Below are 17965 nucleotides of genomic sequence, written 5' to 3'. Positions count from 1 at the left end.
AAACGGAAAGTGACAATAGCCCCCCTTACAGGGGGCATTCTCAAAAGCCACCTTCTAAGAAGGTGGTCTTTTACTTTTTGCGTAGTGCCTCGCAGGAAAACCCTTTCAAACTGGACGTTTATACAGCACAATTCTATTTTGTGCGGGTAGTACGTTGATGCAGGGGGCATTGTGGATATCTCAATCCTGATTTATGCGGTGATTGCGCTGGTGGGCGTGGGAATAGGCTGGCTGATTTCCAGCTACCAGCACGCGCATCAGAAAGCCGATCAACTGGCAGAGCGTGAAGAGATGGTCGCAGAGTTAAGTGCGACAAAACAACAGCTTGCTCAAAGTTCTCACTGGCGTGATGAGTGCGAATTGCTCAACAATGAACTGCGCAACCTGCGCGATATCAACACCTCGCTGGAAGCCGATCTCCGTGAGGTAACCACCCGCCTTGAATCCACTCAACTGCACGCGGAAGACAAAATCCGCCAGATGATCAACAGTGAACAGCGCCTGAGCGAGCAGTTTGAAAACCTTGCTAACCGTATTTTCGAGCACAGTAACCGCCGCGTTGATGAGCAAAACCGCCAAAGTCTGAATGGCCTTTTGACGCCGCTGCGCGAGCAACTGGACGGTTTTCGTCGCCAGGTTCAGGACAGCTTTGGCCAGGAGGCGCGCGAACGCCACACGCTGGCGCATGAAATTCGTAACCTTCAACAGCTTAATGCTCAGATGGCGCAGGAAGCCGTCAATCTGACGCGTGCGCTTAAGGGTGATAACAAAACTCAGGGGAATTGGGGCGAAGTTGTCCTGACTCGCGTGCTGGAGGCCTCTGGGCTGCGAGAGGGCTATGAGTATGAAACCCAGGTCAGCATAGAAACGGATACGCGCGCGCGGATGCAACCCGATGTCATCGTACGATTACCGCAGGGCAAAGACGTTGTTATTGATGCCAAAATGACGCTGGTCGCCTATGAGCGTTATTTCAATGCCGAGGATGATTTCACGCGTGAGTCAGCGTTGCAGGAGCATATCGCTTCGGTGCGTAACCATATCCGGTTGTTGGGCCGAAAAGACTACCAGCAGTTGCCAGGGCTGCGTTCCCTGGATTATGTCCTGATGTTTATCCCGGTTGAACCCGCCTTCCTGCTGGCGCTCGACCGGCAACCAGAACTCATCACTGAAGCGCTGAAAAACAATATTATGCTGGTCAGCCCCACGACATTACTGGTGGCCCTGAGAACCATTGCCAACCTCTGGCGCTATGAGCACCAAAGCCGTAACGCGCAGCAGATTGCCGATCGTGCCAGTAAGCTGTATGACAAACTGCGTCTGTTTGTTGATGATATGTCTTCTGTTGGGCAAAGCCTGGATCGTGCGCAGGACAACTACCGGCAGGCGATGAAAAAACTCTCTTCCGGGCGTGGGAATTTACTGGTGCAAGCAGAAGCATTCCGCAGCCTGGGGGTTGAGGTTAAACGCGAGATTAATCCGGATTTAGTCGAACAGGCGACCGCGCAGGACGAAGAATATCGGCTGCGCGAAGGGAGAGACGAACAAAATTTAAACAGTGAAGGCAACGGTTTAGAGACAAAAATACCATCGTCTGAACCGAGTGATCGTCTCTTTGGTGGTGGTTGAATCGTAGGGCAAACGCGGCCAATCTGTTACACTTCACGAACATTTTACTGAACAAGCAGGCTCTGAGATGGTTGACGATTCACAAGACACGACGCATTTTGGTTTTCAGACTGTCGCCAAAGCACAGAAAGCTGACATGGTGGCTCACGTATTTCACTCCGTGGCGGCGAAATACGATGTGATGAATGATTTGATGTCATTCGGCATTCATCGCTTGTGGAAACGCTTCACTATCGATTGTAGCGGCGTGCGCCGTGGGCAAACGGTTCTGGATCTGGCTGGCGGTACGGGCGACCTGACGGCGAAATTCTCCCGCCTGGTGGGTGAAACCGGTCGTGTTGTTCTGGCTGATATCAACGACTCCATGTTGAAAATGGGTCGTGAGAAGCTGCGTAACATCGGTGTTGTGGGCAATGTTGAATATGTGCAGGCAAACGCCGAAGCGCTGCCGTTCCCGGACAATACCTTTGATTGCATCACCATCTCTTTTGGCCTGCGTAATGTTACAGACAAAGATAAAGCACTGCGCTCTATGTACCGCGTGCTTAAACCCGGTGGACGTTTGCTGGTGCTTGAATTCTCTAAACCGGTTATCGAGCCACTCAGCAAAGCCTACGATGCTTACTCGTTCCATATTTTGCCGCGCATTGGCGAGCTGGTTGCGAACGATGCTGAAAGCTACCGTTACCTGGCGGAATCTATCCGCATGCACCCTGATCAGGACACCTTAAAAGCGATGATGCAGGATGCTGCATTTGAAAACGTTGAGTACTTCAACATGACGGCGGGTGTCGTCGCGCTGCATCGCGGTTACAAGTTCTGAGTGGAGGTCTTCTGTGCCCTTTAAACCTTTAGTCACCGCAGGCATCGAGAATGCATTAAACGCCTTTTTATACCGTGCGCCTGCGTTAAAAATGGCGCGTCAGCGGCTCAGCGGAAAGGTACTGCGCATTGTATTAAAAGAGTTCTCGACACCGTTCGTACTGGTTTTCAGTGAGCGCCAGCTTGATGTCCTGGGTGAGTGGGAAGGTGAGGCCGATTGCTCGGTCATTACACATATGAGTGTGTTACCTAAGCTGCGTGACCGTCAACAGTTAACTGCGCTTATCCGCAGCGGTGAACTGGAAGTCGAAGGTGACATCCAGGTTGTACAGAACTTTGTTGCGCTCAGCGATCTTGCTGAATTCGACCCGGCGGAACTGCTTGCCCCGTATATCGGTGATATCGCTGCGGAAGGCCTCAGTAAAGTCTTTCAGGGTGGAACGACATTTTTGCGTAAAGGCATTCAACGGCAACAACGTTATGTGGCTGAAGTGCTTACTGAAGAGTGGCGTATGGCCCCAGGAGCACTGGAAGTGGCGTGGTTTGCAGAAGAGACTGCGGCTGTAGAACGTGCGGTTGATGCGTTGACCAAACGGCTGGAAAAACTGGAGGGCAAATGACGCCTGGTGAAATTCGGCGCCTCTATTTTATCGTTCGCACCTTTTTGAGTTATGGGCTCGATGAGCTTATCCCCAAGATGCGTATCACGCTGCCACTGCGGATCTGGCGACGGATGTTGTTCTGGATGCCGAATCGACATAAAGAGCAGCCGCTGGGCGAGCGCTTAAGACTGGCATTGCAGGAGCTTGGCCCGGTATGGATCAAGTTTGGGCAAATGCTCTCTACCCGGCGCGATCTCTTTCCCCCGCAGATTGCCGATCAACTGGCCTTATTGCAGGATCGTGTTGCACCTTTTGACGGTGCGCGCGCCAAACAACAGATTGAAGAGGCGATGGGTAATATTCCCGTCGAGACCTGGTTTGACGATTTTGATATCCAGCCTCTGGCATCGGCGTCTATTGCGCAGGTGCATACCGCACGTTTGAAAGAAAACGGCAAAGAGGTCGTAATCAAAGTGATCCGCCCGGATATTCTGCCGGTAATAAAAGCGGACATGAAGCTGATTTACCGTCTTGCGCGCTGGGTTCCACGCCTTCTTCCAGACGGACGGCGTCTTCGCCCAATGGAAGTGGTTCGCGAATATGAAAAAACGCTAATTGATGAACTGAACTTGCTGCGTGAATCGGCGAACGCCATCCAACTGCGTCGTAACTTCGAAGACAGCCCGATGCTGTATGTCCCTGAAGTGTACTCTGACTACTGTAGCCAGGACATGATGGTCATGGAGCGCATATATGGCATCCCCGTTTCCGATGTGGTTGCTCTGGAAAACCAGGGAACTAACATGAAGTTGCTGGCCGAGCGTGGTGTGCAGGTCTTCTTTACCCAGGTGTTCCGCGACAGTTTTTTCCATGCGGACATGCACCCTGGTAACATTTTCGTTAGCTACGAGCACCCGGAAAATCCGAAGTATATCGGTATCGACTGCGGTATTGTCGGTTCACTGAATAAAGAAGACAAACGCTACCTGGCGGAAAACTTTATTGCCTTCTTCAACCGCGATTACCGCAAGGTTGCAGAGCTGCATGTTGATTCTGGCTGGGTTCCGCCGGATACCAACGTCGAAGAATTTGAGTTTGCGATCCGTACAGTATGCGAGCCTATTTTTGAAAAACCGCTGTCGGAGATCTCCTTCGGTCACGTTCTGCTGAATCTGTTTAATACCGCTCGCCGTTTCAATATGGAAGTGCAGCCGCAGTTAGTTTTACTTCAGAAAACATTACTTTACGTTGAGGGCGTAGGCCGCCAGCTCTATCCTCAGTTAGACTTGTGGAAAACAGCGAAACCTTTTCTCGAATCCTGGATCAAGGATCAGGTCGGCATTCCCGCACTAGTGCGTTCGCTCAAAGATAAAGCACCGTTCTGGATTGAAAAAATGCCGGAGATCCCTGAACTGGTTTACGACAGTTTGCGTCAGAGCAAGAATCTGCAGCACAGCATGGATAAAATCGCCCGCGAGTTGCAATCCAATCGCGTTCGTCAGGGACAATCGCGTTATCTCTTTGGGATTGGTGCGACGCTGCTGTTGAGCGGTACGCTCCTGCTGATCAATCGCCCAGAGTGGCAGATGATGTCTGCCTGGCTGATGGCGGGAGGGCTGGTTGTCTGGCTCATTGGCTGGAGAAAGACGCGCTGAATTTGCATCGCTATCACTGGGTCGCATACGTATAATGCAACCTGATTAATTAATCATCTACCTGAGGACGTTTTATGGGTGGTATCAGTATCTGGCAATTGTTAATCATTGCCGTCATCGTCGTGCTGCTGTTTGGTACGAAAAAACTCGGTTCTATCGGTTCCGATCTTGGCGCATCGATCAAAGGCTTTAAGAAAGCCATGAGTGATGATGAAAACAAGCAGGATAAATCTGGCCAGGATGCTGATTTTACTGCTAAATCCATCACCGAAAAGCAAGATGATGCCAAAAAGGAAGACGCTAAACGCCACGATAAAGAGCAGGTGTAATTCGTGTTCGACATTGGTTTTGGTGAGCTGCTGCTGGTCTTTGTGATTGGCCTTATTGTCCTGGGTCCCCAGCGTTTACCGGTTGCGGTGAAAACTGTTGCGGGCTGGGTACGTGCGCTTCGATCTCTTGCCACCACGGTGCAAAATGAGCTGGCTCAGGAGCTCAAATTGCAGGAATTTCAGGAGAGCCTGAAGAAGGTGGAGAAGGCAAGCATGGATAACCTGTCGCCAGAGCTGAAAGCCTCCATGGACGAGTTGCGTGAAGCGGCGGAATCCATGAAACGCTCTTATAGCGTCAACGATCCTGAAAAAGCGAGTGATGAAGCGAACACCATCCACAACCCGGTGGTGAAAGGCAGTGAAGCACAGAGAGAAGGCGTAACGCCTGCCAGTGCGGAGCATTCATCCAACGCACCTTCGCAGTCGCCACAAGAGACAGAAGTGAAAAAACAGGCACAACCGGAAGGACCTGGCGTGAAGACATCGATGACCGATGCCAACGCAGCAGCCGCGCCTGTTTCCGAATCATCCCCCTCGTCGAGTGATAAAGCGTAAACATGGCAGTAGATGATACTCAACCACTGATTGCGCATCTCATTGAGCTGCGTAAGCGTCTGCTAAACTGCATCATCGCGGTTTGCATCATTTTCTTAGGATTGGTCTATTTCGCCAATGATATCTATCAGGTTGTTTCGGCTCCGTTGATTAAGCAGATGCCGCTAGGGGCAACCATGATAGCCACTGACGTGGCATCACCGTTCTTTACGCCGATCAAGCTAACGTTTTGGGTGTCGCTGATTGCTTCTGCGCCGGTGATCCTTTACCAGGTTTGGGCCTTTGTCGCGCCAGCGCTGTACAAGCATGAACGTAAACTGGTGATCCCACTGCTGGTTTCCAGCTCACTGCTGTTCTATATCGGGATGGCCTTTGCGTATTTCGTGGTCTTTCCGCTGGCCTTTGGATTCCTGACGCACACTGCGCCGGAAGGGGTTCAGGTGTCGACCGACATTGCCAGCTATCTTAGCTTTGTCATGGCCCTGTTCATGGCGTTCGGCGTGGCATTTGAAGTCCCGGTAGCGATTGTGTTGTTATGCTGGATGGGCGTAACCACTCCTGATGATCTGCGTAAGAAGCGTCCCTATATTTTGGTAGGGGCTTTTGTTGTTGGCATGCTCCTGACCCCCCCGGATGTTTTCTCACAAACACTGCTGGCGATACCGATGTATTGCCTGTTTGAAGTGGGCGTCTTTTTCTCTCGCTTCTATGTTGGCAAGCGTCGTCCATCGGATGATGAAGACGAAGAAACGTCTGACAAAACTACCGAAGAGTAACACCGCCGCCCGTCAGGGCGGTTTTTACATGGGGTAACGCATGTTTGATATCGGTCTGAATCTGACCAGCTCCCAGTTTGCGAAAGATCGGGATGAGGTCGTTACGCGCGCGTTCGACGCTGGCGTAAAAGGTCTGTTGCTGACCGGGACGAACCTTCACGAAAGCCAGCAAGCGCAACAGCTTGCGAGGCGCTATGAATACTGCTGGTCAACGGCCGGTGTACATCCTCATGACAGCAGTTCATGGGTGGATAACAGTGCCGAGGTGATTTACACGCTCGCAAAGACAGAAGAGGTGGTCGCCATTGGTGAGTGCGGACTGGATTTTAACCGTAATTTTTCGACGCCAGCCGAGCAGGAAAGCGCGTTTACCGCGCAGCTTGCTCTGGCCGCAGAGCTGGAAATGCCCGTCTTTATGCACTGTCGTGATGCGCATAAACGGTTTCTGACTCTGCTTGAACCCTGGCTGGATAAGCTGCCAGGTGCAGTGCTTCACTGTTTTACGGGTTCCCGACAGGAGGCGCTGGATTGCCTGGGGCGCGGGTTGTATCTGGGAATTACGGGCTGGATCTGCGATGAACGGCGTGGTCTTGAACTTCGTGAGTTACTGCCTGTTATTCCCGCTCAGCATCTGTTGCTGGAGACCGACGCCCCATATCTGCTGCCGCGTGACCTTTCGCCAAAACCGGCATCACGGCGTAATGAACCTGCTTATCTTGCTCATATTGCGGAACGCGTAGCCTACTGGCGTGGAGAAGATCCACAGTGGCTGGCGGCACAAACGGATGACAACGTGCGCCGCCTGTTTGGTGTGCAGTTTTAAATTTTGCGGAAATCGGTGTTTTTGACGCTCTGAAGCACCTGCTTGTTCAACAGGTTGAGCAGAAGCATTGAACGCGCTTCGCCATCCGGTTCGGAGAAAATTGCCTGTAATCCTTCAAATGCACCTTCAGTGATCACCACGTTGTCGCCCGAGAAAGGCGTTTCCGGATCAGTAATACCTTCAGGTTGTTTGTAGACAGAAAGTTGGTGAATGACCGATGACGGAACGGTTGCCGGATGAGCGCCAAAACGGACGAAGTGGCTGACACCGCGTGTCGCGCTAATGGTCGTGGTATGGACGACTTCCGGGTCGAACTCCACAAATAAGTAGTTTGGAAACAGCGGTTCACTGACCATCGTGCGTTTTCCACGCTGTATTTTTTCAAGCGTGATCACTGGTGTCAGGCAGAGCACAGACTGACGTTCAAGATGTTCCTGTGCGCGCTGAAGTTGCCCGCGTTTGCAATACAGTAAATACCAGGCCTGCATAATCACTCTTTCCCTTAGTTCGGGGCGCAAGCATATCAAAACCCTGGAGGGATCGCTAAGTTGATTATAATGGACCAAATGTGAAGGAGTACGTGGAAATTCACGCTAATTTAACAAAATTACAGCGTCGTGATGACGAACGCCGTATAATGAAGCGCTTACAGAGAGGCCATGACTAACTGCATGAAATACCATGATCTACGCGACTTCCTGGCGCTGCTGGAAAAGCAGGGCGAACTCAAACGCATCACGCACCCTGTTGATCCTTATCTGGAAATGACAGAAATTGCTGACCGCACATTACGTGCTGGCGGCCCCGCACTGTTGTTTGAAAATCCCAAAGGTTACTCCATGCCGGTGCTGTGCAACTTGTTTGGCACACCTAAGCGGGTTGCGCTTGGCATGGGCCAGGAGGATGTCAGTGCGTTGCGTGAAGTGGGCAAGCTACTGGCCTTCTTAAAAGAACCGGAACCACCAAAGGGCTTTCGCGATCTGTTCGACAAGCTGCCGCAGTTTAAGCAGGTGTTGAACATGCCCACTAAACGCCTGCGCGGCGCACCTTGTCAGCAGAAAGTACAGGAAGGTGATGATGTTGATCTCACGCGTATCCCGATCATGCAGTGTTGGCCGGAAGATGCCGCCCCGCTGATTACCTGGGGGCTTACCGTTACGCGCGGCCCGCACAAAGAGCGCCAAAACCTGGGTATCTACCGTCAGCAACTGATTGGCAAGAACAAGCTGATTATGCGCTGGTTGTCCCATCGTGGTGGTGCGCTGGATTTCCAGGAGTGGTGTGCTGAACATCCGGGTGAGCGTTTCCCGGTATCTGTTGCACTTGGCGCCGATCCGGCAACTATCCTTGGCGCCGTGACGCCGGTTCCTGACACATTGTCCGAATATGCGTTCGCCGGTTTGTTGCGGGGAACGAAAACGGAAGTGGTGAAGTGTATTTCTAATGATCTGGAAGTTCCGGCCAGTGCGGAGATCGTGCTGGAGGGGTACATTGAACCTGGCGAAATGGCTCCGGAAGGCCCTTATGGCGACCACACCGGGTATTACAACGAAGTTGATCACTTCCCGGTGTTTACGGTTACGCACATTACCCAGCGTGAAGATGCGATTTATCACTCCACCTACACCGGGCGTCCACCGGATGAACCCGCAGTGTTGGGCGTAGCGTTAAACGAAGTGTTCGTTCCGATTCTGCAAAAGCAGTTCCCGGAAATCGTTGATTTTTATCTGCCGCCGGAAGGATGCTCTTATCGTCTTGCTGTTGTGACCATGAAGAAGCAGTATGCAGGTCACGCGAAACGCGTGATGATGGGCGTCTGGTCATTCTTGCGCCAGTTTATGTACACCAAATTTGTTATCGTTTGCGATGATGACGTCAATGCCCGAGACTGGAACGACGTTATCTGGGCCATCACCACACGAATGGACCCGGCGCGCGATACCGTGTTAGTTGAAAACACGCCAATTGATTATCTGGATTTTGCCTCGCCGGTTTCAGGGCTTGGCTCAAAAATGGGACTGGATGCCACAAATAAATGGCCGGGCGAAACCCAGCGTGAATGGGGTCGCCCAATCAAAAAAGATCCTGATGTGACCGCGCGCATCGACGCGATCTGGGACGAATTGGCCATAATGAATAACGGTAAACCAGAGTCTGACCGTTAAGCCCTATAGACTTCCCGACAGAGAGAGCGAATGACAACCTTAAGCTGTAAAGTGACCTCGGTAGATGCTATTACCGACACCGTATATCGCGTCCGTTTAGTGCCAGAAGCGGCATTCTCTTTCCGCGCAGGCCAGTATCTGATGGTCGTGATGGATGAGCGTGATAAACGTCCTTTCTCAATGGCATCTACGCCAGCAGAGCAGGAATTTATCGAGCTACATATCGGTGCGTCAGAGCTTAACTTGTATGCGATGGCAGTGATGGACCGCATTCTGAAAGAACGTGAAATTGTTGTCGATATTCCTCATGGTGAGGCCTGGTTACGTGAAGATGAAGACCGTCCGCTGATCCTGATTGCTGGGGGGACAGGCTTCTCCTATGCACGTTCCATCCTGCTGACGGCGCTTGCGCGTAATCCTAATCGTGATATCACGATTTACTGGGGGGGCCGTGAAGAGAAGCATCTGTACGATCTGTCTGAACTGGAAGCGCTGAGCGTAACCCATCCTAATCTGCGCATTGAGCCAGTAGTCGAGCAGCCTGAAGAGGGCTGGCGCGGGCGTAGTGGCACAGTGTTGACCGCAGTGTTACAGGATCATGGCACGCTGGCAGAGCATGATATCTACATTGCGGGTCGTTTTGAGATGGCGAAGATTGCGCGTGATTTGTTCTGTAATGAGCGTGGTGCGCGTGAAGACCGTCTGTTTGGCGATGCGTTTGCCTTCATTTAAGCATAAAAAAACCCGCCCCTGACAGGCGGGAAGAACGGCAACTAAACTGTTTCTCTTCGGCAATGACGCCATAACTGCGTTGGCCGCGCTCGCTCACCCGGATCACTGACTTTTCAGTAAGCTCATCGGGTTTCGTCCGCTTGCCACCGGGTTCTGGCGTCATTGGCTGCGAGATACCTTTTCTGGATTTACACTCTCTCAAATACTGTTGCGATCCCCTGACCCAACCCGATACACATGGTTGCCAGACCAAACTGGGCATCTTTGCGTTCCATAAGGTTGAGCAGTGTGGTGCTGATACGTGCACCGGAACAACCCAGCGGGTGACCCAGAGCTATCGCGCCGCCATTGAGATTAATCTTCTCATCGATCTGATCCATTAGCCCCAGATCTTTAATACATGGCAGGATCTGCGCGGCAAACGCTTCGTTCATTTCAAACAGATCGATATCGCTGGTTGAAAGCCCCGCTTTTTTGAGCGCCAGTTTCGATGCCGGGACCGGTCCGTAACCCATGATTGATGGGTCGCAACCGACCACTGCCATTGAACGGATACGGGCACGTGGCGTCAGGCCCAATTCACGAGCACGGCTTTCGCTCATCACCAGCATGGCGGCTGCACCGTCAGAGAGTGCCGATGAAGTCCCGGCGGTGACCGTGCCTGTTACCGGGTCAAATGCCGGGCGCAGCGTAGCAAGGGCTTCAACTGTGGTTTCCGGGCGAATCACTTCATCGTGGAAGAATTGCTTCAATACGCCGTCTGCATCGTGCCCGCCGGTGGGTAAAATCTCGTTTTTAAACGCCCCGGATTGAGTGGCAGCCCAGGCGCGAGCGTGAGAACGCGCGGCGAAGGCATCCTGCATTTCGCGGCTGATGCCGTGCAGGCGGGAGAGCATTTCGGCGGTAAGTCCCATCATTCCGGCGGCTTTTGCCACGTTACGACTCATACCTGGATGGAAATCAACACCGTGGCTCATCGGCACATGGCCCATATGTTCCACGCCGCCGACCAGGCATGCTTGCGCATCGCCGGTCATGATCATGCGGGCGGCGTCGTGCAGCGCCTGCATTGATGAACCACACAGACGGTTAACGGTGACCGCAGGCACGGAGTGTGGGATCTCTGCCAGCAACGACGCGTTACGGGCGATATTGAAACCCTGCTCCAGAGTTTGCTGGACGCAACCCCAGTAAATATCGTCAATCGCGGTCGCATCCAGCGCCGGGTTACGCGTCAGCAGGCTACGCATCAGGTGTGCGGAGAGATCTTCCGCACGAACGTTCCGGAATGCGCCGCCCTTTGAACGGCCCATCGGGGTGCGAATTGCATCGACAATGACAACCTGTTCCATTGTGACTCCTTAAGCCGTTTTCAGTTCGCCTACCGGGCGGGCAGGTTCAACTGGGGGATAATACGGTTCGTTGTGGCGCGCTTTATTACGCAAACCTTCCGGTACTGCGTAGAGAGGCCCGAGGTGCTGATACTGCTGAGCCATATCGAGATATCTGGCGCTACCGAGCGTATCCAGCCAGCGGAACGCGCCCCCGTGGAACGGTGGGAACCCGAGACCATACACCAGCGCCATATCCGCTTCTGCCGGGCTGGCGATAATGCCTTCTTCCAGACAGCGCACCACTTCGTTGAGCATCGGGAGCATCATACGGGCGATGATCTCTTCGTCAGAGAAGTCACGTTTTGGCTGGCTAACATCAGCCAGCAAACTGTCCACCGCCGCATCTTCTTCTTTCTTCGGCTTGCCTTTGCTGTCTTCTTTATAACGCCAGAAGCCCAGACCGTTTTTCTGCCCGAAGCGATTTGCATCGAACAGAGCGTCGATAGCATCGCGATAATCTTTCTGCATGCGTTGAGGGAAGCCTGCAGCCATGACCGCCTGCGCGTGATGCGCAGTATCAATGCCGACCACATCCAGTAAATAGGCCGGGCCCATCGGCCAGCCAAACTGTTTTTCCATTACTTTATCAACCTTACGGAAGTCCGCACCGTCGCGCAGTAACTGGCTAAAACCAGCAAAGTAAGGGAACAACACGCGGTTGACGAAGAAGCCTGGGCAGTCGTTCACCACGATTGGGGTTTTGCCCATCTTGCTGGCCCACGCCACGACTTTGGCGATGGTCTCGTCGGAGGTTTTTTCCCCGCGAATTACTTCAACCAGCGGCATACGATGCACTGGGTTAAAGAAGTGCATACCGCAGAAGTTTTCAGGGCGCTTCAGCACGCTTGCCAGTTCGTTAATTGGAATGGTGGAGGTGTTTGAGGCCAAAACGGCATCCGGGCGAATTTTATCTTCGGTTTCAGCCAGGACTGCTTTTTTCACTTTTGGGTTTTCAACCACCGCTTCGACCACCACGTCTACACGTTCGAAACCGGTATATTCCAGCGTTGGCTGGATGGTGGAAATCACGCCTGAGAGCTTCAGACCGTCAATCTTGCCACGTTCCAGTTGCTTGTTGAGTAGCTTGGCCGCTTCGGTCATACCGAGCGTCAGGGATTTTTCGCTGATGTCCTTCATCACAACCGGCACACCTTTCCAGGCAGACTGGTAGGCAATACCGCCCCCCATAATGCCAGCACCCAGCACTGCCGCATGTTTTGGCGTCTCAACGTTTTTGGTCAGTTGTTTCGCTTTGCCTTTTACATACTGGTCATTCAGGAAAATACCTACCAGGGCGCGGGCTTCATTGGTGTGCGCCAGCGGGACAAAGCTCTGGTTTTCTAATTTAAGCGCTTCGTCACGGCCCAGACGGGCTGCGGCTTCAATGGTTTTGACTGCGGTTATTGGCGCCGGATAGTGTTTGCCCGCGGTCTGCATCACCATGCCTTTGGCGATGGTGAAGCTCATGGTGGCTTCGATTTTACTGAGTTTTAACGGCTCCAGTTTCGGCTGGCGTTTGGCTTTCCAGTCGAGATCGCCCTTGATAGCCTGACGCAGAATAGCGAGTGCACCATCTTTCAGTTTTTCAGGCTTAACGACACCATCAACCAGGCCGATTTTCAGGGCTTGTTCAGCGCTGACATCTTTACCGGCGGCAATAATTTCCAGGGCACTGTCTGTACCCAGCATACGCGGCATACGGACGGAGCCGCCAAAGCCCGGCATGATGCCCAGTTTGGTTTCCGGCAGGCCGATACGCAGGTCTGGCGTTGCGAGGCGGTAATCGGTAGAGAGCACACACTCACAGCCACCACCCAGCGCGTAGCCGTTGACCGCTGAAATCGTCGGAACAGGCAGATCTTCCAGGCGGTTAAAGACGCTGTTGGCGAAATGCAGCCACTGGCTCAGTTGCTCTTCCGGGACAAGGAACAGCGAAAGGAACTCGGTAATATCGGCCCCAACAATAAAAGCGGCTTTCTCTGAACGTAACAACAGACCTTTTAAGCCAGGTTGTTTTTCAAGTACGTCCAGTGCCTGGCCAAGACTGGCCACTGTCGCAGTATCGAGTTTATTAACTGAACCGGGGGCATCGAACACCAGTTCGGCGATGCCATCTTCCAGCCAGTTTAGGTACAGGGTGTCGCCTTTGTAGAGCATGTCAGTCTCCTGAATCCAGCAATTGGATCTGGTCATACCAGATGAGACCGAGTGTGGAATTTATGTTAATAAAATGCAAATTACTCATTAAAAAATTGCTGCATTGATCACGGTCGGTGGAAATCACGCAGGTGGTGTCAGGTGTGCTAAGATGCCAGAATCTGAGCGCAAAAAAATGAAAGGAAAAACAATGGACTCACTGGCTGCACTCTATAAAAATCATATTGTTACATTACAGGAACGTACTCGTGACGTACTGGCGCGTTTTAAGCTTGATGCGCTGCTCATCCACTCAGGCGAACTGATGAATACGTTCCTTGATGACCATGCGTATCCGTTCAAGGTCAATCCGCAGTTTAAAGCCTGGGTTCCGGTCACACAGGTTCCAAATTGCTGGTTGCTGGTGGATGGCGTGAACAAGCCGAAACTGTGGTTCTACCTGCCAGTAGATTACTGGCATAACGTCGAACCGCTGCCGACCTCTTTCTGGACCGACGATGTGGACGTGATTGCGCTGCCTAAAGCGGATGGCATTGGCAGCCAGTTGCCTGCAGCGCGTGGGAATATTGCGTATATTGGTCCGGTTCCTGAGCGCGCGCTGGGCCTGGATATTCCGGCAGATAAACTCAACCCGAAAGGGGTGATCGATTTCCTGCACTATTATCGTTCCTATAAAACTGACTATGAGCTTTTCTGCATGCGTGAAGCGCAGAAAACAGCAGTAAACGGCCATCGTGCGGCACATGAAGCGTTCTTGTCCGGCATGAGTGAGTTTGACATTAATCAGGCCTATCTCACCGCAACCGGTCACCGCGATACCGACGTGCCTTATAGCAACATCGTGGCGTTGAACGAACATGCCTCTGTGCTGCACTACACTAAGCTGGATCACCGTGCGCCGTCTGAGCTGCGTAGTTTCTTACTGGATGCCGGGGCAGAATATAATGGTTATGCGGCAGATCTGACCCGTACCTGGGCGGCTCATGGCGATACCGATTTTGCGCAGTTGATTAAAGATGTGAATGATGAGCAACTGGCGCTTATCAGCACGATGAAGGCAGGGACTCGCTATGTGGATTACCACATCCAGTTCCATCAACGCATCGCTAAACTGCTGCGTAAACATCAGATTGTGAAAGACATGAGCGAAGAGGCGATGGTGGAGAACGATCTGACCGGGCCATTTATGCCACACGGTATCGGTCACCCATTGGGGCTACAGGTTCATGATGTTGCCGGTTTTATGCAGGATGATACGGGCACGCACCTGGCTGCACCATCCAAATACCCGTACCTGCGCTGTACCCGTATTCTTGAACCGCGCATGGTGCTGACCATCGAGCCGGGTATCTACTTCATCGAGTCTCTTTTGACGCCATGGCGTGAAGGGCAATTTAGCAAACACTTCAACTGGCAGAAAATTGACGCCCTGAAGCCGTTCGGTGGTATCCGTATCGAAGATAACGTGGTGATCCACGAAAATAACGTCGAGAACATGACGCGAGACCTGAAGCTGGCCTGATGGAAAGCTGGCTGATACCGGCTGAACCGGTCACCTTTGTTGAGGAAATCAAGAAAAGCCGCTTTATTACACTGTTGGCGCACACCAATGGTGTTGAGGCGGCAAAAGCGTTTGTTGAGTCTGTTCGCATGCAGCATCCTGATGCGCGTCACCACTGTGTGGCGTGGGTGGCAGGGCCACCGAATGACTCGCAGAAACTGGGTTTTTCAGATGATGGTGAACCTGCGGGAACGGCTGGCAAGCCCATGCTCTCCCAATTGATGGGAAGTGGCGTGGGCGAGATTACCGCCGTGGTGGTTCGCTACTACGGCGGTATTTTGTTAGGCACGGGGGGGCTGGTCAAAGCCTACGGTGGCGGTGTCCAGCAGGCGCTAAATCTGCTTATTACGACCCGCAAAACGCCGCTTACCGAATATACTTTATTGTGTGATTACGCCCAGTTATCGGGTATTGAAACGCTGCTCAGGCAATTTAACGGTGTGATTGCGCTCAGTGAATATCAGGCGACAGTGCACCTGCGTGTGGCGCTTCCTCAGGCAGATCTGGATGCTTTTTCAGCAAAGCTGGCTGATTTTAGTCGCGGCGCGTTGCAATTGCTGCCGATTGACGAATAATCCCCACCTTACTTTTTGAATACCAAAGGACGCGGCAGAGATGCATTTTCGTGCCATTACCCGAATCGTTGGACTGCTGGTCATACTCTTCTCCGGGACGATGATTCTCCCAGGCCTGGTTGCACTTATCTACCGGGACGGCGCGGGGCGTGCATTTACCCAGACATTTTTTGTCGCGTTGATGATCGGCTCTCTGCTGTGGTGGCCAAACCGTCGTGAAAAAGGCGAGCTGAAATCCCGCGAAGGCTTTTTAATCGTCGTCCTGTTCTGGACGGTGCTGGGGAGCGTGGGTGCGCTGCCGTTTATCTTTTCCGAGCAACCGAATCTAACCGTGACGGATGCCTTTTTTGAATCGTTTTCGGGTTTAACCACTACCGGGGCGACAACGCTGGTGGGGCTGGATTCGTTGCCGCATGCCATCCTCTTTTATCGCCAGATGCTGCAATGGTTTGGTGGTATGGGGATCATTGTGCTGGCTGTGGCGATTTTGCCAATTCTGGGCGTAGGGGGGATGCAGCTGTATCGTGCAGAAATGCCTGGGCCGCTGAAAGACAATAAAATGCGCCCACGTATTGCCGAGACGGCAAAAACACTATGGCTTATCTATGTGCTTCTTACCGTGGCGTGTGCGTTGGCACTGTGGTTTGCCGGGATGCCAGCCTTCGATGCGATTGGCCATAGTTTTGCCACCATTGCTATCGGCGGGTTTTCTACTCACGATGCCAGTATCGGTTATTTCGATAGCCCGACCATTAACACGATTATTGCTATCTTCCTGCTGATTTCCGGCTGTAACTATGGCTTGCACTTCTCTCTGTTAAGCGGCCGTAGCCTGAAAGTTTACTGGCGTGACCCTGAATTCAGGATGTTCATTGGCGTTCAGCTTACCCTGGTCATTATCTGTACCCTGGTGTTGTGGTTCCATGATGTGTATAGCTCAGCGGTAACCACGCTGAACCAGGCTTTCTTCCAGGTCGTATCGATGGCGACAACTGCAGGTTTTACCACTGACAGTATCGCCCGTTGGCCGCTCTTCCTGCCTGTATTGTTATTGTGCTCTGCCTTCATTGGTGGTTGTGCGGGATCGACGGGTGGGGGTCTGAAGGTTATTCGTATCCTGTTGCTGTTTAAGCAGGGTAACCGCGAGCTGAAACGTCTGGTACACCCGAATGCGGTTTACAGCATCAAACTGGGGAATCGCGCATTACCGGAACGTATCCTCGAAGCGGTATGGGGTTTCTTCTCCGCTTATGCGCTGGTTTTCATTGTCAGCATGCTGGCGATCATCGCGACGGGCGTGGATGATTTCTCTGCATTTGCCTCTGTTGTTGCAACGCTTAATAACCTTGGGCCGGGGCTTGGCGTGGTGGCGGATAACTTTGCCAGTATGAATCCGGTAGCGAAGTGGATCCTGATTGCTAATATGCTGTTTGGGCGTCTTGAGGTCTTTACGTTGCTGGTTCTGTTTACCCCAACATTCTGGCGCGAATAAGGAAGCCATCGTTGAAAACATTAATTCTATTCTCTACACGAGACGGGCAAACGCGTGAAATCGCCTCTTATTTGGCCTCTGAGTTAAAAGAGCAAGGGGTTTATGCGGATGTGGTGAACTTGAATCGCGCAAATGAGATCGCCTGGCAGGATTATGAGCGTGTCGTTATTGGTGCTTCTATTCGCTATGGCCATTTCCATCCTGCGTTGTATCGTTTTGTGAAAAAGCATTTAGACGTACTTAATACGCTGCCTGGCGCTTTCTATTCTGTCAATCTGGTGGCGCGTAAAGCGGAAAAGCGCACGCCGCAGACGAACAGCTACACGCGCAAGTTTCTGCTGAACTCACCGTGGCAGCCAGATCTGTGCGCTGTGTTTGCCGGAGCGTTGCGTTACCCTCGTTATCGCTGGTATGACCGCTTTATGATCCGACTGATTATGAAGATGACGGGAGGTGAAACGGATACACATAAAGAAGTGGTTTATACAGACTGGGGCCAGGTTGCCAGTTTTGCTCGTGAAGTCGCGCAATTAACCAGCGATTCGCGGGTTAAATAAGCGTGGCGTTTGAAAAATGAGCGAACGAAAAGTTTTTTGTATTTTATACTTGTCACTGGCGAATAACTCCCTATAATGCGCCTCCACTGACACGGAACAACGGCTTACAGGCCGCCGGGTTGGCGGGGTTCAGAGATGAAC

18 protein-coding genes are annotated in these 17965 nt (G+C 52.4%); 14 read left to right on the top strand and 4 right to left on the bottom strand.

Annotation, left to right across the window (positions count from 1 at the left end; translation table 11 throughout):
• Positions 1-171 precede the first annotated feature (171 nt).
• From rmuC to tatD, 8 genes are all read left to right on the top strand, one after another.
• Positions 172-1629: a DNA recombination protein RmuC gene (gene rmuC, locus GF617_RS24690; RefSeq protein WP_203452663.1), complete on the top strand. Its 1458-nt coding sequence runs from the start codon at positions 172-174 to the stop codon at positions 1627-1629.
• A 67-nt stretch (positions 1630-1696) separates the two neighbouring features.
• The gene (ubiE, locus tag GF617_RS24685; protein WP_181621351.1) at positions 1697-2452 is read left to right on the top strand and encodes a bifunctional demethylmenaquinone methyltransferase/2-methoxy-6-polyprenyl-1,4-benzoquinol methylase UbiE; all 756 of its coding nucleotides are present in this window, start codon (positions 1697-1699) and stop codon (positions 2450-2452) included.
• A gap of 13 nt (positions 2453-2465) precedes the next feature.
• Positions 2466-3071, top strand: a complete 606-nt coding sequence (gene ubiJ, locus GF617_RS24680; RefSeq protein WP_181621349.1) for a ubiquinone biosynthesis protein UbiJ — start codon at positions 2466-2468, stop codon at positions 3069-3071.
• Positions 3068-4708: a ubiquinone biosynthesis regulatory protein kinase UbiB gene (ubiB, locus tag GF617_RS24675; protein ID WP_203452662.1), complete on the top strand. Its 1641-nt coding sequence runs from the start codon at positions 3068-3070 to the stop codon at positions 4706-4708. The genes ubiJ and ubiB overlap by 4 nt, the downstream gene beginning before the upstream one ends.
• A gap of 74 nt (positions 4709-4782) precedes the next feature.
• Entirely contained in the window at positions 4783-5037 is a 255-nt protein-coding gene (tatA, locus tag GF617_RS24670) for a Sec-independent protein translocase subunit TatA (protein ID WP_181621347.1), read from the top strand.
• Positions 5038-5040: 3 nt separating this feature from the next.
• On the top strand, positions 5041-5592 hold the full coding sequence (gene tatB, locus GF617_RS24665) for a Sec-independent protein translocase protein TatB (protein ID WP_203452661.1): 552 nt from the start codon (positions 5041-5043) through the stop codon (positions 5590-5592).
• Between the two features lie 2 nt (positions 5593-5594).
• Positions 5595-6368, top strand: a complete 774-nt coding sequence (gene tatC, locus GF617_RS24660) for a Sec-independent protein translocase subunit TatC (protein ID WP_181621345.1) — start codon at positions 5595-5597, stop codon at positions 6366-6368.
• 40 nt (positions 6369-6408) lie between these two features.
• Positions 6409-7191 (top strand): 3'-5' ssDNA/RNA exonuclease TatD, encoded by a 783-nt coding sequence (gene tatD, locus GF617_RS24655; RefSeq protein ID WP_203452660.1) that lies wholly within the window; start codon positions 6409-6411, stop codon positions 7189-7191.
• On the opposite strand, the gene rfaH is transcribed toward tatD, so the two are convergent.
• On the bottom strand, positions 7188-7679 hold the full coding sequence (gene rfaH / locus GF617_RS24650; RefSeq protein WP_181621343.1) for a transcription/translation regulatory transformer protein RfaH: 492 nt from the start codon (positions 7677-7679) through the stop codon (positions 7188-7190). The two genes, tatD and rfaH, sit on opposite strands and share 4 nt — an antisense overlap.
• 171 nt (positions 7680-7850) lie before the next feature.
• On the opposite strand from rfaH, the gene ubiD reads away from it, so the two are divergent.
• Positions 7851-9356: a 4-hydroxy-3-polyprenylbenzoate decarboxylase gene (ubiD, locus tag GF617_RS24645; protein WP_203452659.1), complete on the top strand. Its 1506-nt coding sequence runs from the start codon at positions 7851-7853 to the stop codon at positions 9354-9356.
• A 30-nt stretch (positions 9357-9386) separates the two neighbouring features.
• Positions 9387-10088 carry an NAD(P)H-flavin reductase gene (fre, locus tag GF617_RS24640; protein WP_181621340.1) on the top strand — a complete coding sequence of 234 codons (702 nt, stop codon included), beginning with the start codon at positions 9387-9389 and terminating at the stop codon, positions 10086-10088.
• Here the strand turns inward: fre and GF617_RS24635 are convergent.
• The 3 genes from GF617_RS24635 to fadB are packed head-to-tail and all read right to left on the bottom strand — an operon-like array spanning position 10081 to position 13639.
• The gene (locus tag GF617_RS24635) at positions 10081-10251 is read right to left on the bottom strand and encodes a hypothetical protein (RefSeq protein ID WP_181621339.1); all 171 of its coding nucleotides are present in this window, start codon (positions 10249-10251) and stop codon (positions 10081-10083) included. The two genes, fre and GF617_RS24635, sit on opposite strands and share 8 nt — an antisense overlap.
• Positions 10252-10276: 25 nt before the next feature.
• Positions 10277-11440, bottom strand: a complete 1164-nt coding sequence (gene fadA / locus GF617_RS24630) for an acetyl-CoA C-acyltransferase FadA (protein WP_181621338.1) — start codon at positions 11438-11440, stop codon at positions 10277-10279.
• Positions 11441-11449: 9 nt separating this feature from the next.
• Entirely contained in the window at positions 11450-13639 is a 2190-nt protein-coding gene (fadB, locus tag GF617_RS24625; RefSeq protein WP_203452658.1) for a fatty acid oxidation complex subunit alpha FadB, read from the bottom strand.
• A 190-nt stretch (positions 13640-13829) separates the two neighbouring features.
• Here fadB and pepQ point away from each other — a divergent pair, with 190 nt between their 5' ends.
• From pepQ to hemG, 4 genes are read left to right on the top strand one after another with little or no spacing between them, the layout of a single operon-like run.
• Complete coding sequence (pepQ, locus tag GF617_RS24620) at positions 13830-15161, top strand: Xaa-Pro dipeptidase (protein ID WP_181621334.1); 1332 nt, start codon at positions 13830-13832, stop codon at positions 15159-15161.
• Positions 15161-15775, top strand: coding sequence for an IMPACT family protein (locus GF617_RS24615; protein WP_203452657.1), 615 nt, complete (start codon positions 15161-15163; stop codon positions 15773-15775). The genes pepQ and GF617_RS24615 overlap by 1 nt, the downstream gene beginning before the upstream one ends.
• Positions 15776-15815: 40 nt before the next feature.
• A complete protein-coding gene (gene trkH, locus GF617_RS24610; protein WP_203452656.1) occupies positions 15816-17267 on the top strand; it encodes a Trk system potassium transporter TrkH in 1452 nt (483 codons plus the stop codon).
• An 11-nt stretch (positions 17268-17278) separates the two neighbouring features.
• The gene (gene hemG / locus GF617_RS24605) at positions 17279-17824 is read left to right on the top strand and encodes a menaquinone-dependent protoporphyrinogen IX dehydrogenase (protein WP_203452655.1); all 546 of its coding nucleotides are present in this window, start codon (positions 17279-17281) and stop codon (positions 17822-17824) included.
• The last annotated feature ends 141 nt before the right edge of the window (positions 17825-17965 follow it).

Origin of the sequence: Lelliottia sp. RWM.1 (genome assembly GCF_016859735.1) — a bacterium.
Lineage (GTDB): Bacteria > Pseudomonadota > Gammaproteobacteria > Enterobacterales > Enterobacteriaceae > Enterobacter.
Note: the sequence above shows the minus strand (reverse complement) of the source record. Positions and strands in the feature narration are given on the sequence as shown.